Below are 24081 nucleotides of genomic sequence, written 5' to 3'. Positions count from 1 at the left end.
AACGCCGATTCGCTTTGCCCCGGTTTCTGAACTCAGCAACGCCCCTTATGCAATGGTGCGGCTGACAAATTGTGACACTGGCATTTACGTTTGGCCACTGAGGTCCTATCAAGCCCGCGTTTCAGCAGGTTGTTTCGTCTCATGTATCGCCAAGCCTATATTTTTCTGTGTCTGACAACCCTGTTCTGGGGCGGCAATGCCGTGGCCAGTCGCCTTGCTGTCGGCCATGTTTCACCCATGATGCTGACAACGCTGCGCTGGATCCTCAGCTCCTCACTGCTCATCTTCTTTGCATGGCCGCATCTAAAGCGTGACTGGCCGGCCATTCGCGCAAAGCTTCCGCTGCTGGCGTTTCTTGGCATGATGGGCTTCACCGGGTTCAACGCGCTGTTCTACAGCTCCGCCCAATTCACCTCGGCAATCAACATCGCCATCGAGCAGGGGGCGATCCCGATGGTGATTTTCGTCGTCAATTTCCTTCTTTTCCGGCTCCGCGTGACCGCTCTGCAGGTTGCCGGGTTCATGCTGTCCCTTGTGGGCGTGGCGATTGTTGCGAGCCACGGCGAGTTCGCGCGTCTGCTCGATCTGGATGTGAATTTCGGCGATGCGCTGATGCTTGTCGCGGTCCTGCTTTATGCGGCCTATACGGTCGGCCTGCGCCTCAAGCCCGACATCCACTGGCTGAGCCTGATGTTCGTGCTGTCGCTGTTTGCCCTTCTCGCCTCGTTCCCGCTGGTCGCCTGGGAGGCGGCGACGGACCGGTTGATCGTGCCGGATGCACGGGGCTGGATGGTGGTGGGCTATGTGGTCGTGTTCCCGTCGCTCCTCGCCCAGAGCCTCTATATTCGCGGCAATGAACTGATCGGCGGCAACCGTGCCGGGCTGTTCATCAATCTCGTTCCGATATTCGGGACGCTTCTCTCCATCGTCATTCTTGGCGAGGACTTCTTTGCCTATCACGCCGTTGCGCTGACGCTGGTGCTCGGCGGCATCTGGCTGGCAGAACACAGCGGACGCAAAAATGCCGGCGCATAGCGCCGGCATTCTGTCTTCCCGATTCTGAAACCGGTCGCTTATCCGGCCACGTCGAACGAGAGCGGCTTGGCGGACAGGATGACGTCGGTTGCGCGCAGCTCTTTCAGGACATCTGCCGGGAACGGCGCGTCGAGATAGAGGAGAGCGATTGCGTCGCCGCCCGGCCGGTTACGACCCAGCTGGAAGTTGGCGATGTTGACCTGATGCTTGGCGCAGATCGAGCCCAGCAGACCAATGATGCCCGGCACGTCGTAATTGGTCGTGTAGAGCATGTGCTGGCCGACCTCGGCGTCGAGGTTGATGCCCTTGATCTGGATGAAGCGCGGCTTGCCGTCGGAGAACACCGTGCCGGCAATGGTGCGCGTCTTCTTCGAGGACTTGACGGTCAGCTTGATGTAGCCGTCGAACACGCCCGACTTGTCGCGCTTGACTTCCGACAGGATGATGCCGCGTTCCTTGGCCATCACCGGTGCGGACACCATGTTGACGTCGGCCACCTGCGGACGGATCAGACCGGCGAGGGCGGCGCTGATCAGCGCGCGGCGGTTCATCTCCGTGGTGGAGCCGTCGAACAGGATCTCGACTTCCTCGATGGCTTCGTCGGTCACCTGGCCGACAAACGCACCGAGCACTTCAGCGAGCTTGATGAAGGGTTTCAGGCGCGGCGCCTCTTCGGCGCTGATCGAGGGCATGTTGATCGCGTTGGTGACCGCGCCCTTCGTCAGGTAATCCGACATCTGTTCGGCCACCTGGATGGCAACGTTCTCCTGAGCCTCGCTGGTCGATGCGCCCAGATGCGGGGTGCAGACCACGTTGGGCATGTTGAAGAGCGGGTTTTCCGTTGCCGGCTCCGTCTCAAACACGTCGATGCCGGCGCCTGCGACCTTGCCGGATTTGAGTGCTTCCACCAGATCGGCTTCGTTGACCAGACCGCCACGCGCGCAGTTGATGATGCGCACGCCCTTCTTCATCTTGGCGATGGCGTCCTTGTCGATGATGCCGCGCGTTTTGTCGGTGAGCGGCGTGTGCAGCGTGATGAAATCGGCGCGCTTGAAGAGGTCTTCAAGCTCGACCTTCTCGACGCCCAGCTCTGCCGCGCGCTCTGCCGAAAGGAACGGATCGAAGGCAACGACGTGCATCCGGAGCCCGATGGCGCGCATGGCGACCACGGAACCGATATTGCCGCAGCCGATCACGCCCAGCGTCTTGCCGGTGATCTCGACACCCATGAAGCGGTTCTTTTCCCACTTGCCTTCGTGGGTCGAGGTGTTGGCCTCCGGGATCTGGCGCGCAACGGCGAAGATCATGGCGACGGCATGCTCGGCGGTGGTGATGGAGTTGCCGAAAGGCGTGTTCATCACGATGATACCACGGCGCGAGGCAGCCGGAATGTCGACATTGTCGACGCCGATGCCGGCGCGGCCGACAACCTTGAGATTGGTGGCGTTGTTGATCAGCTTTTCGGTGACCTTGGTCGCGGAGCGGATGGCGAGACCGTCATACTGGTCGATGACGGAGAGGAGCTTTTCCTTGTCCTTGCCGAGCTCGGGCAGGTAATCCACCTCGATGCCGCGATCCTTGAAGATTTCAACGGCGGTGGGCGAAAGTTTATCGGATACGAGTACGCGGGGCGCCATCAGGGCCTCCTGTTGCTTTGCAATGAAATCAGGGGTGGCGGCTCCGCGCGCGGAGCCGCAAATTCAGCGTGAGCCTGTCAGGCTGCGGCCTTGAGGCCGGCCTTCTGCGACTGGAATGCCCAGTCGAGCCACGGCATCAGGGCTTCCAGATCGGATGCCTCGACAGTCGCGCCGGCCCAGATCCGCAGACCCGAAGGCGCATCGCGGTAATGGCCGATATCGTAAGCGACACCCTGCTTGGCGAGAGCCGAAACCATGCCCTTGGCGAAGGCCGCCTGATCGGCCGCATCGAGTGCGGCGATCTCGGGATCGACGATCGACAGGCAGACCGAGGTGTTGGAGCGCGTGGCAGGCACTTTGGCCAGATGATCGAGCCAGTCGCTCCTGCGCACGAACTCGTCGATCACGGCGAAGTTCGCATTGGCGCGGTCGACAAGACCGTCGAGGCCGCCGACGGACTTCGCCCAGTTCAGCGCGTCGATATAGTCTTCCACGCAAAGCATGGACGGCGTGTTGATGGTCTCGCCGCGGAAGATGCCTTCAATCAGCTTGCCGCCCTTGGTGAGACGGAAGATTTTCGGCAGCGGCCATGCCGGTGCGTAGTTTTCCAGGCGCTCGACGGCGCGCGGGGACAGGATGATGACGCCATGCGCGCCTTCTCCGCCCAGAACCTTCTGCCAGGAGAAGGTGACGACATCGAGCTTGTCGAAGGGCAGGCGCTGGGCGAATGCAGCCGAGGTGGCGTCGCAGATCGTCAGGCCCGCACGGTCGGCGGGAATGAAATTGCCATCGGGAACACGGACACCCGAAGTGGTGCCGTTCCAGGTGAAAACGACATCGCGGTCGAAATCGATTGTGCCGAGATCGGGCAGGTCGCCGTAGTCGGCTTCGATGCGGCGCACGTCTTCGAGCTTGAGCTGCTTGACGACATCCGTCACCCAGCCGGCGCCGAAGGATTCCCATGCAACCATGTCGACGCCGCGTTCGCCGAGCAGCGACCAGAGCGCCATTTCGACGGCGCCGGTGTCGGATGCGGGCACGATGCCGATGCGGTAATCCGCCGGCACCTGCAGAATTTCACGGGTAAGGTCGATGGCCTCTGCCAGTTTCGCCTTGCCGACGGACGAACGGTGCGACCGGCCAAGGGGAGCGTCGGCAAGCGCGTCAAGCGACCAGCCGGGACGTTTGGTGCAGGGACCTGAAGAAAAATGGGTATTGGCCGGACGGTTGTCCGGCGTGGGGAGTGCGCTCATGATATATCCTATCCTTACAGATAGCACGCCTCTCGGTGGGGAGAGGTGGCCCACGGACGGAGTTACGCCGATCCGTTTTTCCAGTCAAGTGCGGCATGATCGCCCGATGCGGCGTTAAAACATGCAGCGACAATGCCAGCATGGTTTCCATGGGAGCCTTGAGGCTCTATAGAGGCCATTCGTTTTCTTAATCATCCAGGCGGGGGACCCGCCGGACGTTGCGCCGGGAAGGACTTTTTCATGGCAAATGTGGTGGTTGTCGGCTCGCAGTGGGGCGACGAAGGCAAGGGCAAGATCGTTGACTGGCTGTCGGAACGCGCCGATGTGGTTGCGCGTTTTCAGGGCGGCCACAATGCCGGCCACACGCTGGTCATCGATGGTGTGAGCTACAAGCTTTCGCTGTTGCCCTCCGGCGTCGTTCGTCCCGGCAAGCTTTCGGTCATCGGCAATGGCGTGGTCTTCGACCCGCATGCATTTGTCGCCGAGATGGGGCGTCTCGCCGAGCAGGGCGTGAATGTCACCCCCGACCGCCTGAAGATCGCCGAGAACACGGCGCTCATTCTCTCGCTGCATCGTGAACTCGACGGTTTCCGTGAGGACGCCGCATCCAATTCCGGCACGAAGATCGGCACCACCCGCCGCGGCATCGGCCCGGCTTATGAAGACAAGGTCGGTCGTCGTGCGATCCGGGTCATGGATCTGGCCAACACCGACACGCTGCCGATGAAGATCGACCGTCTGCTCACGCACCACAATGCGCTGCGCCGTGGCCTCGGCCATGAAGAAGTGACGCATGAGGCGATCATGGAAGAGCTGACCTCCGTGGCCGACAAGATCCTTCCCTATGTGGATCGTGTCTGGAAGATCCTCGAGGACGCGCGCCGCGCTGGCCAGCGCATCCTGTTCGAGGGCGCGCAGGGCACCATGCTCGACATCGATCATGGCACCTATCCCTTCGTGACCTCCTCCAACACGATTGCCGGTCAGGCAGCCACGGGCTCCGGTCTCGGGCCGGGCTCCATCGATTATGTGCTCGGCATCACCAAGGCCTACACGACCCGTGTTGGCGAAGGTCCGTTCCCGACCGAGCAGGACAACGAGGTCGGCGAGTTCCTCGGAACGCGCGGTCATGAGTTTGGCACCGTCACGGGCCGCAAGCGTCGCTGCGGCTGGTTCGATGCGGTTCTCGTGCGCCAGGCCGTTGTCACCAATGGCATGAACGGCATCGCGCTGACCAAGCTCGACGTTCTGGACGGCATGGATGAGATCAAGATCTGCACGGGCTACAAGCTCGATGGCGAGCTGATCGATTATCTGCCGGCGGGCCAGGGCGCACAGGCGCGTCTCGAGCCGGTCTATGAAACGCTGGAAGGCTGGAAGGGCACGACCAAGGGCGCGCGCAAGTGGACGGACCTGCCGGCACAGGCTGTCAAATATGTGCGTCACGTCGAGGAGCTGATCGGCGCGCCGGTGGCTATTCTTTCCACCAGCCCCGAACGCGAAGACGCCATACTTGTGACCGATCCTTTTCAGGACTAGTTTCGCGGGCAGAACTGCTTTGCGTGTCCGTGGGGCGGCTGCGCGATCAAGAAGTAAAACAGGTTTGATAAGGCATGGCGGATTTTTCTGCGGTTCTGAAGAAAACGATCGATGCGCTTTCGGAGAATTCTCCGGAAGCGCGTGAGCGCGTTTATCAGAAAGCCCGAATGACAATCGAGAAGAAGCTTGCCAGCGTGCAGCCGGCGCCCTCTGCGGCGGTGGTGGAACGTCAGCGCAAGCTGCTCGAAGACGCCATCGCCAAGGTCGAGGCTGAATACGCACCGCCACCTGCGCCCGAAGAGCCTGATCAGGACGAGCTGGACCAGATCTTTGCAGAGCTGGACGTCGACCCGGTGAAACCGGCCGACCCGCTTTATGGCGATTTTGCTGCGCGGCCTGATGAAAAGTCTCCGGCCTCCGGTGAGGCCGGCGATGCCGCGAAGGCGGATGACGGCGCGAAAGACACTGTCGTCGCCAGTGCGGAAGAGCAGGCGTCCGACAGGGATCGTGGCGTCGATGGACCGGAAGCGGGGCTGGAAACGCCGCCCCCGCCGCCGCGCGCCAAGGGGCGCAAGGGCGTTTCCGGCGGTCTGATCGCGGCGCTTCTGCTGCTTGTGGCGATTGCCGTGGGTGCTTGGTTCTACAAGGACGATCTTGCAGGTCTCGTCGGTGGCGGCGGGGAGCAGGTTGCGTCCGATAGCGGTGAGGCGGCTACGCCTGCCGCTGGTGAGAGTTCCGGAGACGACGGCGCAAACACTGCGGCCGCAGGCGGCGAAGACGCCACTGCCGAGCCGGCAGCGCCCGAACCGGCGCGCAAGTTTACGCAGCGCCTCCTGCCCGATGGCCGCGAGGTGGATGACGGGCCAGCTGGCGGGCAGCCGGGACTGGGTGAGGGGACTTCGGTCGCGCAGGCGACCCAGACAGGTGACGAGGCTTCGCAGGGCGCACCTGCCCAGAATGGCGATGCCGGCGCTGATCAGGCGCTTCCGGTTGGCCAGAAGGCGATCTTCTATGAAGAGCGCACCAGCGTTTCGCAGGGGTCTGCCGATGTCGGCGCCGTGGTCTGGTCCGTGGTGCAGGAATCGCCGGGCAATGATCTGCCGCCGGAGCCGGCCATTCGCGCCGAGGCGACCATTCCCCAGAAGAACCTGCAGCTGAAAATGACGATCCGCCGCAATGCGGATGAATCACTGCCGGCAAGCCACATCATGGAAGTGATTTTCCTGACGCCCGACGATTTCGAGGGTGGCAGCATCGACAATGTGCTGCGCGTTTCCCTGAAGCGCTCCGAGCAGGATACGGGCAATCCGCTGCTTGGCATTCCGGCCAAGATTGCAGATGGCTTCTTCCTCGTGGCGCTCAGCGACAGCGCGGCCGATATCGAGACCAATCTTCTGCTGCTGCGTCGCCAGCGCTGGATCGACATTCCCATCGTCTACAAGTCCGGACGGCGCGCGCTCATCACCCTCGAAAAGGGCATTCCGGGCGAGAAGGTTTTCAACGATGTTCTGGCAGCCTGGCAGAACGCGACGAGCGGCTAGAGCCTCTTGCAGTCAGGCGGTCTGTCTGACGGCTGGCTGAAGTTTCATGAAACAAAAAAGCCGGCGGGATCACCGCCGGCTTTTTTCATTCTCAATTGCGCAAGGCGCGTTCAGGCGCCTGCCTGTCGATGGGCCTCGGCGGCCAGCGTCTTTGCGGCCAGCGCCTGCTGGCGGGCCGAATTCTGCACCGCTTCCTGCACCTTCTCGAAGGCGCGGACCTCGATCTGGCGAACGCGCTCGCGGCTGATGTCGAACTCGCCCGACAGTTCTTCCAGCGTCAGCGGGTCTTCGGAAAGACGCCGTGCCTGGAAGATGCGCTTCTCGCGGTCGTTGAGCACGGACATGGCGTCGCCAAGCATCTGGCGGCGTGTTTCCAGCTCATCCTGTTCGGCCAGCATGTCTTCCTGGCTCTCGCCGTCATCCACCAGCCAGTCCTGCCACTCGCCGGACTCGCCTTCCGTAGCGCGGATCGGCGCGTTGAGGGACGCATCGCCCGACAGGCGACGGTTCATCGACACGACTTCTTCCTCGCTCACTTTGAGGCGGGTGGCGATTTCGGAAACCTGCTCGGGGTTCAGGTCGCCGTCATCGAGCGCCTGAATCTTGCTCTTCACCTTGCGCAGGTTGAAGAACAACCGTTTCTGGTTGGCCGTGGTGCCCATCTTCACGAGGCTCCACGAACGCAGGATATATTCCTGGATCGAGGCTTTGATCCACCACATCGCATAGGTGGCGAGACGGAAGCCGCGCTCCGGTTCGAATTTCTTGACGGCCTGCATGAGGCCGACATTGCCTTCGGAAATGACTTCGCCGATCGGCAGACCATAGCCGCGATACCCCATGGCGATCTTGGCCACGAGGCGCAGATGGCTTGTCACGAGCCTGTGCGCAGCCGCCGTGTCGTCATGCTCCGAATAGCGCTTCGCAAGCATGTACTCTTCTTCGGGCTGCAGCATGGGGAAACGGCGAATTTCCTCCAGGTAGCGGGTCAGACCGCCTTCGCCCGTGGCGACGCTGGGTAATGTCTGGGCCATTAAGCACCCTCCTTTGCCGGATCCGCCCTCATGCGGGGACGCCTTATGTCTTGGCGTTTGCTGGAATGGGAAACAGCGCGATCATCTTTGATGCACCGCACCATATCCCATATAGGAACGATTCCTGACAGTTAAAGTCTCACTCTGCTGTCAACATTGTGTCACCAGATGGTGGACACTATTATTGTACCGACTATTACAAAATATCAAGTGCCTTTGTCAATGCCAGCAGATCGGCGGGCAGATCGGCCTCGAAACGCATCAGTTCTTCGGTTTCCGGATGCCGGAAGGCGAGGAGGTGAGCATGCAGAGCCTGACGCGGAAAAGCGGCGACTGTGGGGCGTATCTCCTCGGGTAACCTGTTGGCCTTGGTGCGGAAGGCGCGGGCGTAATCCCGGTCGCCGATGAGCGGATGGCCGATATGCGCCATGTGCACGCGGATCTGGTGCGTGCGTCCGGTCTCCAGCCGGCATTCCACCCGTGCAGCAAATGCATTGCCCGCGCCGTCGGTTCCATAGCGCTTCTGCACCCTGTAGCGGGTGACGGCGTGGCGTGCGTCACTGCGGCCGGCGGGCACCACGGCGCGCAGCGTGCGGCTCTGCGCATGGCGGCCGAGCGGCGCGTCGATCGTGCCTGCCATGCGCTCCGGCGCGCCCCAGACAAGGGCGGTATAGGCGCGTTCCAGGTCGCCGCTGCGACCATGATCGGCAAAGGCCTCCGACAGGATACGGTGGGCATTGTCGGTCTTGGCGACGACCATCACGCCTGTCGTGTCGCGGTCGAGGCGATGAACAATGCCGGGGCGGCGCACGCCGCCAATGCCGGCAAGGCTGTCGCCGCAATGGTGAAGCAGCGCATTGACCAGCGTGCCCGACCAGTTGCCGGGGGCGGGGTGCACCACGAGGCCAGCCGGTTTGTTGATGACGATCAGCGAGGCGTCTTCATAGAGAACATCGAGCGGGATGGGCTCGGGTTCCGGTTCCGCCGGCTCCGCCTCGGGCACGATGAGGGCGTAAACCTCGCCTTCCGCGACCTTGTGCTTGGTCTCGGTGACCGGGATTTCGTCGCAGCGAACGGCGCCTGCGCGAATGAGCGACTGCAGGCGGCTGCGTGAAACCGCCGCGCCCAGCCGGCCCGAAAGCCAGCGATCCAGCCGCTCTCCGGCGTCTTCGGGGTCAACGGTGAACGCTTTGCTTGCGTCTGCGTCTTCCCATTCGTTGTGGTCTTCGGTATCAGGATCGCGCATTGAGATTGCTTTCAAAACGGTGAGACATGGCCACGCCAGAAGAACAGGAAACCCCGGAGCAGGAGACGCTCGATCCGGCAGCCGAGCGAGTGCGCCGCAAGATGGTCCGCTTCATGGGCATCAATCTGGCCATTCTGTTCACCGCGGTTATGGCGGTCGTGCTCGCCTTTGTCTACAAGACGCTGAGCGAGAAGCCGGAGGAGCCGGCGGCCGCGATTGCCCTGCCGGGTGACGCCATGGAAGGCGTGATCGATCTGCCTGAGGGCGCACGGGTTCTTTCGCAGTCGCTCGACGGCGCGCGGATCTCCCTGCATGTGCGTCTGGCTGATGGCGGTGAAGAGCTTCGTCTTTACGATCTTTCGAACGGTAACATGGCTGCGCGGTTTACGTTGCAGCCCTGATGATCGGGTTCGGCCAAAAAAACTTGGCCGAATTCACAAAGATCGCAAAACGGCTGTTGCATTCGGCCGCGAACGCGCCTATATCGCCGCAATCGCTGCGCTCCCATCGTCTAGCGGTCTAGGACGCCGCCCTCTCACGGCGGAAACAGGGGTTCGAGTCCCCTTGGGAGTGCCACTTCTCTTTTTCAGCATAATCTTTCATTAACGGTGCGGTCGGGCAGTTGTCTGTCTGATGCTTCAGCCATTTACCCAAACCGTGCGTTCGTCTTACGCTGCGTCATTGGGTGAAAGCCGAAGGATATTGCCATGATCCGCTTATGCGTCGCCTTGCCTGTTCTCGCTCTTCTTGCGGGCTGTGCCCACAATCAGGTGGCGTCTGGAGATGATCAGACGGTGAAAGACGATCAATCGCCCGCGCAACTCAGCGAAAAGAACCGTGCCGGAAATGCGGGTGCTTCGCCCGGGGCTGAGGAAGTCGGAGGTTATGATCGGGCGCTGAGGGCGCAGATCCCGGGCTGACCGAAGCAACGTCAGAGTTTCCCGGCGCGCGTGTCGGCTTTGATCCTTTCCGGTCCGTATTTTGTGTTGCGGGCAAAAGAACATCACACCGCATTTCCAGCACAATTGCCTGAAAATCATCAATACATCTTGCCCCTCAGGGCGAATCGCCGGCGGATGCGCGATTGCGTTTGCAGGCGAGCATGCAGCATTGAACAGGTGGGCGGATGAGTGCGGGGCAATACGGGGTGGCGGTGCTTGGCTGGGTCAAGGCGCTTTTGATCGTGCTGTTGATGGGCGCGGGCTGGTCGTTCGCCACCATGCTCGTGAGTTTTCCGCTGCTGACCGAACTGGTTCCTTCCAGAGGCTGGCTGGATCTTCGAGCCTTTGTGCTGGTCGTTTATCTGATGCTGCAGGCTTTTCTGGCCGGAGGCTGGATCGGCTGGCGAATGACCCGGGGAACGCCCTTTCGCGAGGCAGTCTCCAGCAAGATGTTCTGGATCTTCAATCTGGGCATAGGTGTAGCGGTGTCGCTGCTGCTTGCAATCTGGGCGTAAGGCCCGGAAGGGAAGCTGTCTCTGCCGAATGCGGCCCGGCTGGGTGAGCAAAACGCAGGGGCAATCTGACGTGTCGTCTCCGCTCCTCAGGAAGCGGAGACGTATTGCGTCGGTGCAAGCTCTATAGTGCCTTGTCGTTGCGGCGCGCGCGCTCGCCATCGCTGAACGTGCCCAGCTTGCCGTCGACGGTACATTCGCCGCCCCATTCGGGGTTCGGGCAACTGACATTTGCAGCCTGACAGCTATAGGCATTGGTTACTTCACGGCCGCCGTACATTTCCTTCACGTAGCATTTTCCATAATGCTTGGTGCCGGTGGCAGCCTGTGCGGTGGTGGCCATTGCGCCGATGGCGACCAGCGCCATAGCGAGTTTTTGCATTACGCTTTTCATGAAGTCCTCCAGAAGTTTTATGCCCCTGCAGGTAGAAAAGCCGAATTCACCTGAACGTGTACTGTAATCGCTATTCACTCCCGGTTCAGATCCAGCTCAAGGCATGATCTGGTGGGCGCACACTCCAGCGAGAGGCAAGCTCCGCCTGTCATATTGGTGCGAATCGACTTTATGGTTAGCATATCGTCAGGGCTTGACCGTCAGGCTGAGCATACGTGGTGCATGCGCATATCTATCGCTATGTGCCTCTGAAGGGAGCAACTGAGTTTGGAGACCGGCGAAGGCGCAGGTTTCGCGCAGAGATTTTCCGGTGATGAGCTGACCGAACTGCTTCGGTCGGCTGCCGGCTGGGTTTGGGAAACCGACCGGCAGCACCGGCTTGTCTGGATCTCCGGGGAATTCGAAAGCGTCACGGGGCTGAAACCGGAGCGCTTTCTCGGCCGTTCGCGCATCACGCTTGCCCGCAATGCCTTCCATCCGGTCAGCGATGTTGAGGCGCATGAAGCCCTGCTGGCCGCGCGTAAACCCTTCAGCCAGTTCATCTACGATCTCGTGGGCGGCGCGGAGCAGTGCCGCTGGATCTCCGTTTCCGGTTTTCCGCGCTTCGATGAGCGGGGAGAATTTCTGGGTTACCGGGGCGTCGCGCACAATGTGACGTCGACCATGGATTGCCTGCGAAACGGGGCGAATGATGATGAGGGCGACGGGGCGTCGCTGCCATTTCGCTTCAGCGGCGCGGATGGGCATCTGACCCGGCTGATGGCGGCGCTTGACGTTACTCATGACGCCTTCTGCTATTACGATGCCGATGACTGTCTGGTGCTCAGCAACCGGGCGATGATCGAGATGTATGCCGGGCTGGAAGATGTGATCCGGCCCGGAACCTCGTTCGAGGCGCTTCTGTGGGCTGGCGTCACGCGGGAGATCTGGTCAACCGAAGGGCTGGGGGCGGATGCGTGGATACGGCAGGTGCTTGACCTGCGGCAGAGCGAAGAGGCCTTCGAAAGCGTGCTCCGCTTCCATGACGGCCGCTGGATCATGCACCGCGAGAAGCGGCTGGTGGATGGTGGCAGGATCGGCATCTGCACAGACATCACAAGGCTCAAGCGGCATGAAGATGCCCTCGCCGACGCCCTTGAGAAGGCGAAACTCGCCGAGGCCATTCTCAACGAGTTGCCCAATCCGGTTTTCGCCAAGGATCAGGACCTGCGTTTCGTTCTGGTGAACCGCGCGTTCAAGCGGACGCTCGGCGATGATGTGCCGGACATTCTGGGCAAACGGGCGATCGATTTCGTCTCCCCGGAACTGGCAAGTGCGTTCGAGGAAAGCGAGCAGCGCGTTCTCGACACGAGCGAAGATTACGAAGTCGAAGAAGATTTCGAGCAGCCGGGCATCGGCAATTACCGCATCGTGCGGAAGCATCGTGTCGAAACGCAGAGCGGCAAGCCCTATGTGGTCGGCGCGCTGTTCGACATCTCTGATATCCGCAAGCGCGAGAATGACGCTGAAGACGCGCGGCGGCAGCTTGCAGAAGTGCTTGAATCCCTGCCGGCAGGCGTCGTCATTTATGACCGTGATGATCATTATGTGCTGGCCAATCGCAAGCTGCATGAGGCCCTGCCGGCGATGATCCCGGCCATGCAGCCCGGCAAGACCCTGCGCGATGCGGTGCTGCTTGCACATGAGGCGGGATATTTCCGCCAGAGCGGCGATCCGGACCTCGATGCGCTTTACGATGTTGATCCCGAAGCCTGGATCGAAGGCTATCTCCAGTCCTATCAGGTTCGTCACCGTGTGTTTGAACGCAGCCATGCCAATGGCCGCTGGTTCAAGGCGATCGATACCCGCACGGAAGACGGCACATTTGTCGGCGTGCGCGTCGATATCAGCGAACTCAAGCAGCGCGAGGAAGAACTCCGCAACGCCCGTGAGGAAGCGATCATCGCGGACCGGGCGAAGTCTGAGTTCCTGGCCAATATGAGCCATGAAATCCGCACGCCCATGAATGGCGTTCTCGGCATGGCCGAACTGCTTGCCAAGACGGACCTTTCGGCGAAGCAGAAGACATTCGCCGACATTATCCTGAAGTCGGGCAATGCGCTGCTGAACATCATCAATGATATTCTCGACTTCTCGAAGATCGATGCCGGGCACATTGTTCTGGATGCAGGTCCGTTCCATCTGGGGGAGGCCGTCGGCGATGTGGTGACCCTGATGTCGTCACGGGCCAAGGAAAAGGATCTGGAGCTGATCGTGCGTGTGGCGCCGGGGCTGTCGCGCGCGGTCGTGGGCGATGTCGGTCGCATCCGGCAGATCCTGACCAATCTCGTCGGCAATGCCGTGAAATTCACCGAGAAGGGGCATGTTCTCGTCAATGTCAGCGGTCAGGAGACGGAGGACGGCAGGGTCGAACTGCAATTCTCGGTGACGGACACGGGCATCGGCATTCCGAGGGAAAAGCTCGCACTGGTGTTCGAGAAGTTCAGCCAGGTGGATGCGTCTTCCACCCGCCGTCACGAAGGCACGGGGCTGGGGCTTGCGATCACGTCGCGGCTTGTGGATCTCATGGGCGGCGAAATCGGCGTCGAGAGCGTCGAAGGGCGTGGCTCGACCTTCTGGTTCACCCTGACGCTGCCGAAGGCGACGGATGCGGCGCCGCAGCCCTCGGCCCCCGGCGACGTTTCCCACGCCCGTGTCCTCGTGGTCGATGACAACGCCGTCAACCGTATGATCCTCGGCGAGCAGATGGCCCATTGGGGCTTCGATGCCTGCGTTGCCGAAGGGGCAGAGGAGGCGCTGAACGTTCTGAGAGTGTCCACGGAGCTCGGGCTGCGGGTCGACTGTGTGGTCGTGGATTATCAGATGCCGGGCATGAACGGGCTCGACATGGTGGAGGTCATCCGCGCCGAACCCGAAATTGCGCACACGCCGGTGGTGCTGCTCACCTCCGTTGATCAGTCTCTGTCCGGATTTGGCGCGCGCGACCTGTCCATCGCCTCGCATCTCATCAAGCCGGCGCGCGCCTCGGCGCTTCTGGATGCCGTGGTCAAGGCCATTCATGGCGGGCGAGAAGAAGAGGGGGATGGCGGCGTGGAAGTCGCTGCGGAGCCGGAAGTCCGGTCCGAGGAAGTGGAGCCCGCAACCGTCATCTCCGAGCCGGAACCGCCGGTTACCGCAATGGGCGGCATCGATGTGCTCGTTGCCGAAGACAATGAGGTGAACCAGCTCGTCTTCCGCCAGATCCTGAGCGAAGCGGGGCTTTCCTTCGAGATCGTCGACAATGGGCGGCTGGCGGTTGAGGCGTGGGAGCACAGCCAGCCGCACCTGGTTTTGATGGATGTCTCAATGCCGGAGATGAACGGGCTGGAGGCAACGCGGGAGATCCGCCGGCTCGAAAAGGTCGCGCGAACGCGCGTTCCCATTATCGGTGTGACAGCGCACGCCCTGAAAGGTGATCGTGATCTGTGCCTGGAATCCGGGATGGACGATTATCTTTCCAAGCCGATCAGTCCGCGCGCGCTGATGGATAAGATCAACTCCTGGGTGAAATGTCCGCGCAGGAATTCAATCTTGAAATGAGCCGGCTTTGATTGCTAACTGCCTGTAGGGTAACATTTTTATTCAAATTTTCTGAAAGCGACGCCGACTGGCGTGATCGCGCCATATAATAAACTTAAACCTCTCATTAAAGTTGAAATGATTGGTCGCTGGTTGACCTATCAGGCTTCCGGGCGGGCGGAGATCCACAGGGCCATGGGTGGTCCAAACGAGCCCCAACAGGATCTATCCGGGTTTTGAACCCAGCCAAGTGTGATTTGCCTTTCTCAGGCTTTCCCCCGCCCGGCTTTTTTAAGCGGGTCCAATAGGCCTTCGGCCAAGTCTGGACCAGGCTCCTTGCCCCTCGGCCAGAACCCGTTTCTTCCCTTCATATGACAGTTTCCATGCGACGGCGTCTGTCTTGTCCGATCTGCGCCTTCTGTCGTCCTGATGGGCGAATAGTCTGAGAAATAACGATTTTCTCATACGTAATCGGGCTGACATGTAAGTGTCATGGAACTGTTACACAGAGTTGTTATTCCGCTCCCCGACGCCGAGAGGGCGTCTGACCGAATTCCGAACAGGGAGCTGTCTCCAATGAACAAATTCCTCCTCACCGCTTCGGCGGCCACGATCGCCCTTGTCGGTGCGGTCGGTGCGGCTGCGGCCCGCGATCAGGTCCAGATTGCCGGTTCGTCGACCGTTCTCCCCTACGCGAAGATCGTTGCCGAGAACTTCGGCGAGACCTTCCCGAGCTTCAAGACGCCTGTTGTCGAGTCCGGCGGTTCCTCCGCTGGCCTGAAGGAGTTCTGCAAGGGCGTCGGTGAAGACACGATCGACATCGCCAACGCTTCGCGCAAAATCCGCGAAAAGGAAGTTGCTGCCTGCGCCGAAAACGGCGTGAAGGAAATCCAGGAAGTCCAGTTCGGCTATGACGGTATCGTCTTCGCCACCGACATCCAGGGCCAGGACTGGGCGCTCGAGCCGATCGACGTCTACAAGGCGCTGGCTGCCAAGGTTGCTGTTGACGGCAAGCTCGTCGACAACCCCTACAAGAAGTGGAACGAAGTCAATCCGGACCTGCCGGAGTGGGACATTGCTGCCTACATCCCGGGTGAGAAGCACGGCACCCGCGAAGTCTTCGAAGAGAAGGTTCTCGCTGCTGGCTGTGAAGCTGCTGGCGGTCTGAAGGCTGCTGAAGAGGCTGGCCTGGACGAAGACGCCGCTGAAGACGCCTGCATCGCGGTCCGCAAGGATGGCGGCGCGGTCGATATCGACGGCGACTACACCGAGACCCTCGCTCGCATCGACGCCAACAAGACCGGCGTTGGCGTGTTCGGCCTCTCCTTCTACGAGAACAATGCCGACAAGCTGAAGGTCGCAACGATCAACGGTGTCACGCCGACCGTCGAGACCATCTCGACCGGTGAGTATCCGGTGTCGCGTCCGCTTCAGTTCTACGTGAAGAAGGCGCACATCGGCGTTGTTCCGGGCCTCAAGGAATATGTTGAGTTCTTCCTCGACGACCAGATGGTCGGCCCGGAGAGCCCGCTTGCCGATTACGGCCTGGTTCCGGCTCCGGATGCAGAGCGCGACGCACAGCGCGAAGCTTTCTCCGCTGGCGAGACCATGTAATCCGGTTTTCGCATGACGACGCAGGCGGCTCATTGGCCGCCTGCGTTTTCGTCTCTGCGAAATTGGTCTGAATGACGCTGCCGGTACCTGCCGGCGAGGAGGCTTTGTGTCCTGGGGACTTCTCCTTACGATCATCGTGTTCATTGGCGTTGTCGGTTATGTGCTCGGCAATGCGCGCGCGAAGAACCAGATCGCAACCGCGACCGAAAAGCCGCATTCGCGGGCGCACTACCATGGCTGGTGGGTGTTTCTTCTTGCGGTTCTGCCGGCGCTGTTCTTCATGGCGGCCTGGTCGGCTGGCAGCTATGCCTATGTGGACCGCGCGGTAAGCGAACAACTGCCTGCGCAGACCGAAGACAGCGCGATTGCGAGCCGTTCGCTGGCGCTGGGCATGGTGCACAATCTTGCCGAAGGCCTGCGCCGGATTGAAGGCGACCCCGCTTTCGCCCAGGTGCCGCAGAGCTTTGAAGAGCTGCGTCCGATCCTCGCCGAACGCGGTGTGGCGCTTGCCTCCGACACGCAGGACTACATGATCCCCATCGCGCTCGATCTGAATGCGATGCAGGACAATGCGGCGATGATCGGCACCGTGCTGTCGATCCTCATCGCACTGGGTGGCGCCTATCTGGGCCTGAGAAGCGTTCGCCCGCGCAGCCGCGCCCGCAACAATGTCGAGCGCGTCATCACCTGGGGCCTTCTGGCCGCATCCACCATCGCCATTTTGACGACGGTGGGCATCGTGTTCTCGATGCTGTTCGAGACGATCCATTTCTTCCGCTCGGTTTCGCTGAGCAACTTCTTCCTCGGAACGGTCTGGGACCCGCGCTTTGCGGCCGCAGGCGCAGAGGCGCAGGAAGGCCAGTTCGGCCTCATCCCGCTTCTTGCCGGCACGGTCTACATCGCCTTCGTGGCCATGCTGTTTGCCGTGCCCGTCGGTCTCATGGCGGCGATCTACATGGCCGAATATGCGTCCAAGCGTGTGCGTTCGGTGGTCAAGCCGCTGCTTGAGGTTCTGGCCGGCATCCCGACCATCGTCTACGGCTTCTTCGCCATGGTCACGGTCGGCCCGTTCCTGCGCGACATCAGCGCGGCGATTGCCGGCGGTCCGGGCTTCATTCAGGCGCAGAGCGTTCTGACGGCCGGCCTCGTGATGGGCATCATGCTCATCCCGTTCGTGTCCTCGCTGTCCGATGACATCATCACCGCCGTTCCGCGCGCCATGCGCGACGGTTCGCTCGGTCTTGGCGCAACGCGGTCCGAGACGATCAAGCGCGTGATCCTGCCGGCGGCTCTGCCGGGCATTGTCGGTGCGCTTCTGCTTACGGCGTCACGCGCCATCGGTGAGACCATGATCGTGGTTCTGGCCGCCGGCGTTGCCGCAAATCTCACGCTCAACCCGTTCGAAGCGATGACGACGATCACCGTCAAGATCGTCAACCAGCTTACCGGCGACCTGGAGTTCACCTCTCCGCAGACGCTGGTGGCCTTCGCACTGGGCATGACCCTGTTCGTGCTCACGCTCGGCATGAATGTCTTCGCGCTCTACATCGTGCGCAAATACCGGGAGCAATACGAATGAGCGACGCTGTATACAAAGGGGGCAACGCCCCCCGCGCAGCCGCCGCGCGGCGCGACATCGGCATCAAGAAGCGTTATGCGGCAGAGCAGCGCTTCCGGATGTATGGCGTGGCGGCCATCGCCGTCGGCCTCTTCTTCCTGGCTGCGCTCCTGTGGTCGGTGGTTTCCAATGGCTACACCGCCTTCTGGCAGACCTCGATCAATCTGGACGTCAACTTCGCCGAGAGCGTGATCGACCCGAATGGCGAGCGCGCGACCGATCCGAACAAGCTCCTGACGGCCAATTATCCCAAGCTTGCGACCGAAGCGCTTGTGGCGAAACTCGGAGTTGATCCCGAAAACCGCAAGCTGGTTCGCGAAGTGGGCGGGCTCATCTCCAATGGCGTGCGCACGCAGCTGCGCGACATGGTGGTGTCCGATCCCGCGATCATCGGCACGACACGGAATGTGTGGGTGCTGGCGAGCGGCGATGTCGATTCCGCCGTGAAGGGGCAGGTCAATCTCGAGGTGGACGAAAGCCGCCGAAAGGTTTCCGACCAGCAGCTCACATGGATACGCACGATGGAAGCGGACGGGGTTCTGGAGCAGCGCTTCAACACCGGTCTCTTCACCCGTGGCGCATCGAGCCGTCCTGAAACGGCCGGCATGGGCGTGGCCATCGTCGGTTCGCTCTACATGATGATGATCGTGCTGCTTCTGGCGCTGCCCATTGGCGTTGCCGCTTCGATCTATCTTGAAGAGTTCGCACCGCAGAACAAGCTGACCGATCTTATCGAGGTCAACATCAACAATCTGGCGGCTGTGCCGTCCATCGTCTTCGGTCTTCTGGGCCTGGCCGTGTTCATCAACTTCATGCATCTGCCGCGCTCCGCCTCTCTGGTGGGCGGCCTCGTGCTGACGCTGATGACCCTGCCGACGATCATCATCGCAACGCGCGCAGCGCTGCGGGCCGTGCCGCCCTCCATCCGTGCGGCAGCTCTCGGCCTCGGCGCTTCGCGCACCCAGACGGTGTTTCACCATGTGCTGCCGCTGGCCGCGCCCGGCATTCTCACGGGCACGATCATCGGTCTGGCGCAGGCGCTTGGCGAAACCGCACCGCTGCTTCTGATCGGCATGGTGGCCTTCGTGGCCGATTACCCGACCACGCCGCTCGATCCCGCTACGGCGCTGCCGGTTCAGATCTACATGTGGGCGAATGAGGCCGAACGCGCGTTTGTCGAGCGCACCTCGGGCGCTATCATGGTGTTGTTGCTGTTCCTCGCCGTGATGAACATTACCGCCATTATTCTGCGGCGGCGCGTCGAGCGTCGCTGGTAACGGAGTGGAAGGACATGAACATGCTCACTGATGCTGCTGTTGAAGAAGCACTGGATGCGAGCCAGAACTCGGACACCCTCAAGATGCGCGGTGAAGACGTCTGCGTCTTCTACGGCGAGAAACAGGCGCTGTTCGGCGTCAATCTCGACGTGCGCGAAAACCAGGTGACCGCGCTGATCGGCCCCTCGGGCTGTGGCAAATCCACGTTCCTGCGCTGCCTGAACCGCATGAACGACACGATCGACATTGCCCGGATCACCGGCAAGATCACGCTCGATGGCGAGGATATCTACGATCCCCGCATCGATGTGGTGGAGCTGCGCGCCCGGGTCGGCATGGTCTTCCAGAAGCCCAATCCGTTCCCCAAGTCGATCTACGAGAACATCGCCTACGGTCCGCGCATTCACGGTCTGGCGACGAAGAAGTCGGAGTTCGACGAGGTCGTGGAAGCGAGTCTCCAGAAGGCTGGCCTCTTCAATGAGGTGAAGGACCGCCTGCATGAGCCCGGCACCGGTCTTTCCGGTGGTCAGCAGCAGCGCTTATGCATCGCGCGCGCCATTGCCGTGTCGCCGGAAGTGATCCTGATGGACGAGCCCTGCTCGGCGCTCGATCCCATCGCCACCGCCAAGGTGGAAGAGCTGATTGACGAGCTGCGCGAGAACTACACGATCGTGATCGTCACGCACTCCATGCAGCAGGCGGCCCGCGTCTCGCAGCGCACGGCCATGTTCCACCTCGGCAATCTGGTCGAGGAAGGCCCGACGGACAAGATGTTCACCAATCCGGATGACAAGCGCACCCAGGATTACATCACCGGACGCTTCGGCTGACGGCGCGGCAAACGCACAGATAAGGAACCAGACCATGGGCGAGCACACAGTCAGCTCCTTCGATGAGGAACTCGGTGAAATCGACCGCCTCATCCGCGACATGGGCGATCTCTCCGGCGAGATGACGCGCGCTTCCACCAGGGCGCTGCTGCACTCCGATACGGCGCTTGCACAGCGCATCATCTCCGATGACACGATCATGGATGCCAAGCAGCGCGACCTTGATGAGCGCGCCATCACGCTCATCGCAAAGCGCCAGCCGATGGCGCAGGATCTGCGCAGCGTCGTGGGCGCCATCCGCATGGCGGCTGATCTCGAGCGCATCGGCGATCTGGCCAAGAACATTGCCAAGCGCGTCGGCGCCGTGGGCGAAAGCGCCACGCCGCGCACGCTTGCGCATTCCATCGACGCGATGGCCGGCCTCGTGCTGAAACAGGTCAATTCGGTGGTCGAGCACTATGTGGCGCGCAATGCCGAGGCGTTAATCCGGCTGCGCGACGAGGATGAGGAAATCGACATTCAGTACACGTCGGTTTTCCGCGAACTCCTCACCTACATGATGGAAGACCCGCGCAACATCACGGCCTGCACGCACCTCCTGTTCTGTGCGAAAAATCTTGAGCGTATCGGCGACCATGTGACCAATATCGCCGAAAATGCCTATTATGTGGTGACGGGGTCCCAGCTTCCGGTCCAGCGGCCGAAGCTTGACGAAACACAGATGACGGTCGAATCCGATGTCTAATCGGTCGTAGACTGCCCGAGGAGAATGCCTGCCATGATTGCCCCCAAGGTCATGGTCGTTGAAGACGACGAACCGCTTTGCGTCTTGCTCAAGTACAATCTGGAAGCCGAAGGCTATCAGGTCGAGATGATCTCTCGCGGCGATGAAGCCGAAGTGCGCCTGCAGGAAAACGTACCCGATCTGCTCGTTCTGGACTGGATGGTTCCGGCCGTTTCCGGCATCGAGCTGTGCCGCCGGCTGCGCATGCGCCCCGAAACGGAGCGCCTGCCGATCATCATGCTCACCGCCCGTGGCGAGGAAAGCGACCGCGTGCGCGGCCTTTCAACCGGCGCGGACGACTATCTGGTGAAGCCTTTCTCGACGCCGGAATTCGTGGCGCGTGTTCGCGCGCTTCTGCGGCGCGCGAAGCCGGAAGTGCTCTCGACGGTTCTTTCGGTCGGGGACATCGTACTCGACCGTGAATCGCACCGTGTCTATCGCCGCAAGAACGAGATCCGTCTTGGACCGACAGAGTTCCGCCTCCTGGAATTCATGATGCAGCATCCCGGCCGCGTCTTCTCGCGCAGCCAGCTGCTCGACAATGTCTGGGGCGAGACGATCTATATCGACGAGCGCACCGTGGACGTGCATGTGGGCCGGCTGCGCAAGGCCGTGAACCACGGGCGTCTGCCCGATGTGATCCGCACCATTCGCGGCGCGGGCTATGCGATCCGCGAAGCCTGACAGACGCGATACAGTCATTAAAAAAGCCCCGGTTCGACCGGGGCTTTTTTGTTGAAGCTCTTCGCCCGTTATTTCGTGGCCCGTTATTTCGTGGCGGCGTGTCCGGGACGGGCATGCTCGTTCTGCGCCACGGCAAAGCTCGTCACCGGCTCGATGGAGGCGGTCAGCTCGCCATTGCTGGTGATGTCCCACTCCAGGATCGCATCGTCATAGACAAGTGCGGGATCCACATAGACACAGGTGGCGAGAACCTGCGGCGCTTCGGTTTCCAGCTCGCGCATTGCAACCGGCTTCTCCGCCTCGCACTCCTCAAACGTCTCGTAGACCGGGGTGGGGGCGGGCAGTTCCTGGCATTCGCGCGTGTCGCCGGCCCCCACATTGCCTGAGCAGCCGACAATCAAAAGAAGTGCAGCGATGTGTTCCATGGCTTTCTCCTTTCATTGTCTTCACGAAACGGAAGCCATGGATGGTCCGGTTCGCTTATGCCGCATTCGTTTATGTGTGCGTCGCCGTTTAGCGACCGCGTTTCAGAAGGCCCATGATCAGCGAGATCGCGAGCAGGGCGAGGAAGATGTAGAAGAGGATCTGCGCAATGCCTGCCGAAGCGCCGGCAATTCCGCCGAAACCGAGTGCGCCGGCGATGATCGCGACGACAAGGAATATCAGGGCCCAGTATAGCATTCTGTCTCTCCGTTTAGTTATGCCGGTTAAACGTCTGGCACTCGGATTTGGTTCCGCCGGAGAGATTTTGGGCAAAAGAAAAGCCGCCCGGAGGCGGCTTTTTTGAGAAACGCGTGAAGAAGCGGGGGCGTGTCAGGCCGCCGCGTGCGCCTGCTGATCGAAGAAGAGCGCCTGGCTGATGAGCGCCTTGACCATTTCCGGGCTGAACGGCTTGGTCACAAGGAAGGTCGGTTCCGGGCGCTCGCCCGTCAGAAGCCGCTCGGGGAAGGCGGTGATGAAGATGACCGGTACGGTGGCCGCGTCGAGGATCTCGTTCACCGCATCAAGGCCTGAACTGCCATCGGCAAGCTGAATGTCGGCCAGCACCATTTTCGGCTGCGTCTTGGCAAACATTTCGACCGCCTGCTTGTGGGTGCGGGCCGTGCCGACCACGCGATGCCCGAGGCTTTCGACCATTTCCTCGATGTCCATGGCGATCAGGGGCTCGTCCTCGATGATGAGGATGTCTGTCGCCACCTGACGGGAAATCTCCTCGCTGGCTTCGCGCAGCATCGTGTTGATGCCTTTCATATCCGTCTCGAGAATTTCCGCAGCCTCTTCCGGCCGGAAATTCTCGACGGCCACCAGCAGGAAGGCCTGACGCGGACGGGGCGCGAGCGAAGAAAGGTTGCTCATGGCCCGCTTTTCCCATGCCGAGCTCGGCATGCCTTCGGGGACCGGAACGTCCAGCGTTTCGAACAGCGATGTGAAGAGCCTGAAGAGGGCGATCTTGTCGGTCGATGCCTCGGGAAAGATGCTCGTATCGGCGATCAACGCTTCAAGCGTCGCAGCCACCAGTGCGTCACCGCTGGACTGGGAGCCGGAAACGGCCCGGGAAAAGCGCCGCAGGTAAGGAAGGTGCGGAGCGATACGCGCTGACAGGGTCATGGATTTCAAGTCTCCCTCAAGACATGGCAATGAGAATTAGTGCATTTGTGACGGGTGAAACGCCCCATATGCGAAAATGTTCCCGTCGGAGGGAACGAATTCCGCTCAATGGCGTTTGAAAGCAGACGAGACAGTTGTGGCCCGGGCGATGCGGACGGTTTCGGGTCATTGGGAGACCAGATTTGATGGAAAAAGACAGGGCATGAATTACGGCAAACCAAACACCCGAGGAAGCTTGACCCGGCGCGGCAAGGATGAAGACCCGCTCGGCGCAAACTCAGAGATCGGACGCAAGCTCAGGCAATATTACGACGACCTGGTAACGGAAGATATTCCGGATCGGTTCAGCGACCTTCTCAATCAGCTTGAGCAGAAAAGCGGCGCTGAAACGGCCGGAAACAAGGACTGATATATATGAGTGTTTATCCGGGCTTTCGTGACGATCTACTGGCCGCTGTGCCAAGCCTGCGCGCCTTCGCCGTTTCGCTTTCAAAAAGTGCGGACCGGGCGGACGATCTCGTGCAGGAATCGCTGGTCAAGGCGTGGGACAAACAGAACAGCTATCAGCCGGGCACCAATCTGAAAGCCTGGCTCTTCACCATCCTTCGCAACGAGTTCTACTCGCAGATGCGCAAGCGCAAGCGCGAGGTCGAAGACGCGGACGGTGCGATCACCGGACGTCTGTCGGTGCACCCGGCGCAGGAGGGTTCGGTCGATCTGAAGGACTTCCGGCGCGCTCTCGAGCAATTGCCCGAAGACCAGCGTGAAGCGATCATTCTGATCGGCGCGTCCGGCTTTTCCTATGAGGAAGCGGCGGAGATCTGCGATTGCGCGGTCGGCACGATCAAGAGCCGCGTGAGCCGCGCCAGAACGCGCCTGCAGGAAATCCTCGAGATTTCAGGTGAGGGCGATTTCGGGCCGGACGCCATCTCGACCCAGATCACCAATACGGCCTTCATCGCCTAGGTCCTGAGCC

Annotated in this window: 22 protein-coding genes and 1 tRNA gene; 15 read left to right on the top strand and 8 right to left on the bottom strand. The window is 61.1% G+C overall.

Annotated features, from left to right (window positions below; translation table 11 throughout):
* Positions 1–141: 141 nt before the first annotated feature.
* Entirely contained in the window at positions 142–1035 is an 894-nt protein-coding gene (locus tag DEJ54_RS03755; RefSeq protein WP_113153389.1) for a DMT family transporter, read from the top strand.
* Positions 1036–1073: 38 nt separating this feature from the next.
* Here DEJ54_RS03755 and serA read toward each other — a convergent pair whose 3' ends face one another.
* Both serA and DEJ54_RS03745 read right to left on the bottom strand, forming a co-directional pair.
* The gene (serA, locus tag DEJ54_RS03750; protein WP_113153388.1) at positions 1074–2672 is read right to left on the bottom strand and encodes a phosphoglycerate dehydrogenase; all 1599 of its coding nucleotides are present in this window, start codon (positions 2670–2672) and stop codon (positions 1074–1076) included.
* A gap of 77 nt (positions 2673–2749) precedes the next feature.
* Positions 2750–3925, bottom strand: a complete 1176-nt coding sequence (locus DEJ54_RS03745) for a phosphoserine transaminase (protein ID WP_113153387.1) — start codon at positions 3923–3925, stop codon at positions 2750–2752.
* A 240-nt stretch (positions 3926–4165) separates the two neighbouring features.
* Here DEJ54_RS03745 and DEJ54_RS03740 point away from each other — a divergent pair, with 240 nt between their 5' ends.
* The gene (locus DEJ54_RS03740; protein ID WP_113153386.1) at positions 4166–5464 is read left to right on the top strand and encodes an adenylosuccinate synthase; all 1299 of its coding nucleotides are present in this window, start codon (positions 4166–4168) and stop codon (positions 5462–5464) included.
* Positions 5465–5538: 74 nt separating this feature from the next.
* Positions 5539–7005, top strand: a complete 1467-nt coding sequence (locus DEJ54_RS03735; protein ID WP_113153385.1) for a hypothetical protein — start codon at positions 5539–5541, stop codon at positions 7003–7005.
* A 110-nt stretch (positions 7006–7115) separates the two neighbouring features.
* On the opposite strand, the gene rpoH is transcribed toward DEJ54_RS03735, so the two are convergent.
* Complete coding sequence (gene rpoH, locus DEJ54_RS03730) at positions 7116–8039, bottom strand: RNA polymerase sigma factor RpoH (protein WP_113153384.1); 924 nt, start codon at positions 8037–8039, stop codon at positions 7116–7118.
* Positions 8040–8235: 196 nt separating this feature from the next.
* Positions 8236–9285, bottom strand: coding sequence for an RluA family pseudouridine synthase (locus DEJ54_RS03725; RefSeq protein ID WP_113153383.1), 1050 nt, complete (start codon positions 9283–9285; stop codon positions 8236–8238).
* 26 nt (positions 9286–9311) lie between these two features.
* Here DEJ54_RS03725 and DEJ54_RS03720 point away from each other — a divergent pair, with 26 nt between their 5' ends.
* The 3 genes from DEJ54_RS03720 (at position 9312) to DEJ54_RS03705 (ending at position 10741) form a co-directional block, all read left to right on the top strand.
* Positions 9312–9686, top strand: coding sequence for a fimbrial protein (locus DEJ54_RS03720; RefSeq protein ID WP_113153382.1), 375 nt, complete (start codon positions 9312–9314; stop codon positions 9684–9686).
* A 99-nt stretch (positions 9687–9785) separates the two neighbouring features.
* Positions 9786–9861: transfer RNA gene (locus DEJ54_RS03715), tRNA-Glu, on the top strand.
* A gap of 550 nt (positions 9862–10411) precedes the next feature.
* The gene (locus DEJ54_RS03705) at positions 10412–10741 is read left to right on the top strand and encodes a hypothetical protein (protein ID WP_162742211.1); all 330 of its coding nucleotides are present in this window, start codon (positions 10412–10414) and stop codon (positions 10739–10741) included.
* A gap of 121 nt (positions 10742–10862) precedes the next feature.
* Here the strand turns inward: DEJ54_RS03705 and DEJ54_RS03700 are convergent, their stop codons facing one another.
* The gene (locus DEJ54_RS03700; RefSeq protein ID WP_162742210.1) at positions 10863–11132 is read right to left on the bottom strand and encodes a hypothetical protein; all 270 of its coding nucleotides are present in this window, start codon (positions 11130–11132) and stop codon (positions 10863–10865) included.
* Positions 11133–11399: 267 nt separating this feature from the next.
* Between DEJ54_RS03700 and DEJ54_RS03695 the strand changes: the two genes are divergently transcribed.
* The 7 genes from DEJ54_RS03695 to phoB all read left to right on the top strand — a co-directional run bounded on the left by DEJ54_RS03695 (position 11400) and on the right by phoB (position 21497).
* Positions 11400–14711, top strand: coding sequence for a response regulator (locus tag DEJ54_RS03695; protein ID WP_113153378.1), 3312 nt, complete (start codon positions 11400–11402; stop codon positions 14709–14711).
* Positions 14712–15266: 555 nt separating this feature from the next.
* Positions 15267–16304: a substrate-binding domain-containing protein gene (locus DEJ54_RS03690; RefSeq protein WP_113153377.1), complete on the top strand. Its 1038-nt coding sequence runs from the start codon at positions 15267–15269 to the stop codon at positions 16302–16304.
* A 106-nt stretch (positions 16305–16410) separates the two neighbouring features.
* Positions 16411–17883 carry a phosphate ABC transporter permease subunit PstC gene (gene pstC, locus DEJ54_RS03685; protein WP_113153376.1) on the top strand — a complete coding sequence of 491 codons (1473 nt, stop codon included), beginning with the start codon at positions 16411–16413 and terminating at the stop codon, positions 17881–17883.
* Complete coding sequence (pstA, locus tag DEJ54_RS03680) at positions 17880–19199, top strand: phosphate ABC transporter permease PstA (RefSeq protein ID WP_113153375.1); 1320 nt, start codon at positions 17880–17882, stop codon at positions 19197–19199. The genes pstC and pstA overlap by 4 nt, the downstream gene beginning before the upstream one ends.
* A gap of 14 nt (positions 19200–19213) precedes the next feature.
* The gene (gene pstB / locus DEJ54_RS03675; RefSeq protein WP_113153374.1) at positions 19214–20029 is read left to right on the top strand and encodes a phosphate ABC transporter ATP-binding protein PstB; all 816 of its coding nucleotides are present in this window, start codon (positions 19214–19216) and stop codon (positions 20027–20029) included.
* Between the two features lie 34 nt (positions 20030–20063).
* Positions 20064–20774 (top strand): phosphate signaling complex protein PhoU, encoded by a 711-nt coding sequence (gene phoU / locus DEJ54_RS03670; RefSeq protein WP_113153373.1) that lies wholly within the window; start codon positions 20064–20066, stop codon positions 20772–20774.
* A gap of 36 nt (positions 20775–20810) precedes the next feature.
* Positions 20811–21497: a phosphate regulon transcriptional regulator PhoB gene (gene phoB, locus DEJ54_RS03665; RefSeq protein WP_204360881.1), complete on the top strand. Its 687-nt coding sequence runs from the start codon at positions 20811–20813 to the stop codon at positions 21495–21497.
* Positions 21498–21580: 83 nt separating this feature from the next.
* Here the strand turns inward: phoB and DEJ54_RS03660 are convergent, their stop codons facing one another.
* The 3 genes from DEJ54_RS03660 to DEJ54_RS03650 all read right to left on the bottom strand — a co-directional run bounded on the left by DEJ54_RS03660 (position 21581) and on the right by DEJ54_RS03650 (position 23105).
* Positions 21581–21922 (bottom strand): hypothetical protein, encoded by a 342-nt coding sequence (locus tag DEJ54_RS03660; RefSeq protein WP_113153371.1) that lies wholly within the window; start codon positions 21920–21922, stop codon positions 21581–21583.
* A gap of 88 nt (positions 21923–22010) precedes the next feature.
* Positions 22011–22178, bottom strand: coding sequence for a DUF1328 domain-containing protein (locus tag DEJ54_RS03655; RefSeq protein WP_113153370.1), 168 nt, complete (start codon positions 22176–22178; stop codon positions 22011–22013).
* A gap of 132 nt (positions 22179–22310) precedes the next feature.
* The gene (locus DEJ54_RS03650) at positions 22311–23105 is read right to left on the bottom strand and encodes a response regulator (RefSeq protein ID WP_113153369.1); all 795 of its coding nucleotides are present in this window, start codon (positions 23103–23105) and stop codon (positions 22311–22313) included.
* 202 nt (positions 23106–23307) lie between these two features.
* Here DEJ54_RS03650 and DEJ54_RS03645 point away from each other — a divergent pair, with 202 nt between their 5' ends.
* The gene (locus tag DEJ54_RS03645; protein ID WP_113153368.1) at positions 23308–23514 is read left to right on the top strand and encodes a NepR family anti-sigma factor; all 207 of its coding nucleotides are present in this window, start codon (positions 23308–23310) and stop codon (positions 23512–23514) included.
* Positions 23515–23519: 5 nt separating this feature from the next.
* Positions 23520–24071: a sigma-70 family RNA polymerase sigma factor gene (locus DEJ54_RS03640; RefSeq protein ID WP_113153367.1), complete on the top strand. Its 552-nt coding sequence runs from the start codon at positions 23520–23522 to the stop codon at positions 24069–24071.
* Positions 24072–24081: the final 10 nt, after the last annotated feature.

This window comes from Nitratireductor sp. OM-1, assembly GCF_003296175.1.
GTDB classification, from domain to species: Bacteria; Pseudomonadota; Alphaproteobacteria; order Rhizobiales; family Rhizobiaceae; genus Nitratireductor; species Nitratireductor aquimarinus.
This window is presented reverse-complemented; position numbering and strand designations above follow the sequence as displayed.

Excerpts from the sequence above, each read along its gene's own strand:
- serA (WP_113153388.1), bottom strand. The coding sequence starts at position 2,672 with ATGGCGCCCCGCGTACTCGTATCCGATAAACTTTCGCCCACCGCCGTT.
- DEJ54_RS03700 (WP_162742210.1), bottom strand. The coding sequence starts at position 11,132 with ATGAAAAGCGTAATGCAAAAACTCGCTATGGCGCTGGTCGCCATCGGC.
- DEJ54_RS03720 (WP_113153382.1), top strand. The coding sequence starts at position 9,312 with ATGGCCACGCCAGAAGAACAGGAAACCCCGGAGCAGGAGACGCTCGAT.
- pstB (WP_113153374.1), top strand. The coding sequence starts at position 19,214 with ATGAACATGCTCACTGATGCTGCTGTTGAAGAAGCACTGGATGCGAGC.
- DEJ54_RS03755 (WP_113153389.1), top strand. The coding sequence starts at position 142 with ATGTATCGCCAAGCCTATATTTTTCTGTGTCTGACAACCCTGTTCTGG.
- rpoH (WP_113153384.1), bottom strand. The coding sequence starts at position 8,039 with ATGGCCCAGACATTACCCAGCGTCGCCACGGGCGAAGGCGGTCTGACC.
- DEJ54_RS03660 (WP_113153371.1), bottom strand. The coding sequence starts at position 21,922 with ATGGAACACATCGCTGCACTTCTTTTGATTGTCGGCTGCTCAGGCAAT.
- pstA (WP_113153375.1), top strand. The coding sequence starts at position 17,880 with ATGAGCGACGCTGTATACAAAGGGGGCAACGCCCCCCGCGCAGCCGCC.
- DEJ54_RS03705 (WP_162742211.1), top strand. The coding sequence starts at position 10,412 with ATGAGTGCGGGGCAATACGGGGTGGCGGTGCTTGGCTGGGTCAAGGCG.
- DEJ54_RS03725 (WP_113153383.1), bottom strand. The coding sequence starts at position 9,285 with ATGCGCGATCCTGATACCGAAGACCACAACGAATGGGAAGACGCAGAC.
- phoU (WP_113153373.1), top strand. The coding sequence starts at position 20,064 with ATGGGCGAGCACACAGTCAGCTCCTTCGATGAGGAACTCGGTGAAATC.
- DEJ54_RS03690 (WP_113153377.1), top strand. The coding sequence starts at position 15,267 with ATGAACAAATTCCTCCTCACCGCTTCGGCGGCCACGATCGCCCTTGTC.
- DEJ54_RS03645 (WP_113153368.1), top strand. The coding sequence starts at position 23,308 with ATGAATTACGGCAAACCAAACACCCGAGGAAGCTTGACCCGGCGCGGC.
- DEJ54_RS03650 (WP_113153369.1), bottom strand. The coding sequence starts at position 23,105 with ATGACCCTGTCAGCGCGTATCGCTCCGCACCTTCCTTACCTGCGGCGC.
- DEJ54_RS03655 (WP_113153370.1), bottom strand. The coding sequence starts at position 22,178 with ATGCTATACTGGGCCCTGATATTCCTTGTCGTCGCGATCATCGCCGGC.
- DEJ54_RS03640 (WP_113153367.1), top strand. The coding sequence starts at position 23,520 with ATGAGTGTTTATCCGGGCTTTCGTGACGATCTACTGGCCGCTGTGCCA.
- DEJ54_RS03740 (WP_113153386.1), top strand. The coding sequence starts at position 4,166 with ATGGCAAATGTGGTGGTTGTCGGCTCGCAGTGGGGCGACGAAGGCAAG.
- DEJ54_RS03735 (WP_113153385.1), top strand. The coding sequence starts at position 5,539 with ATGGCGGATTTTTCTGCGGTTCTGAAGAAAACGATCGATGCGCTTTCG.
- DEJ54_RS03745 (WP_113153387.1), bottom strand. The coding sequence starts at position 3,925 with ATGAGCGCACTCCCCACGCCGGACAACCGTCCGGCCAATACCCATTTT.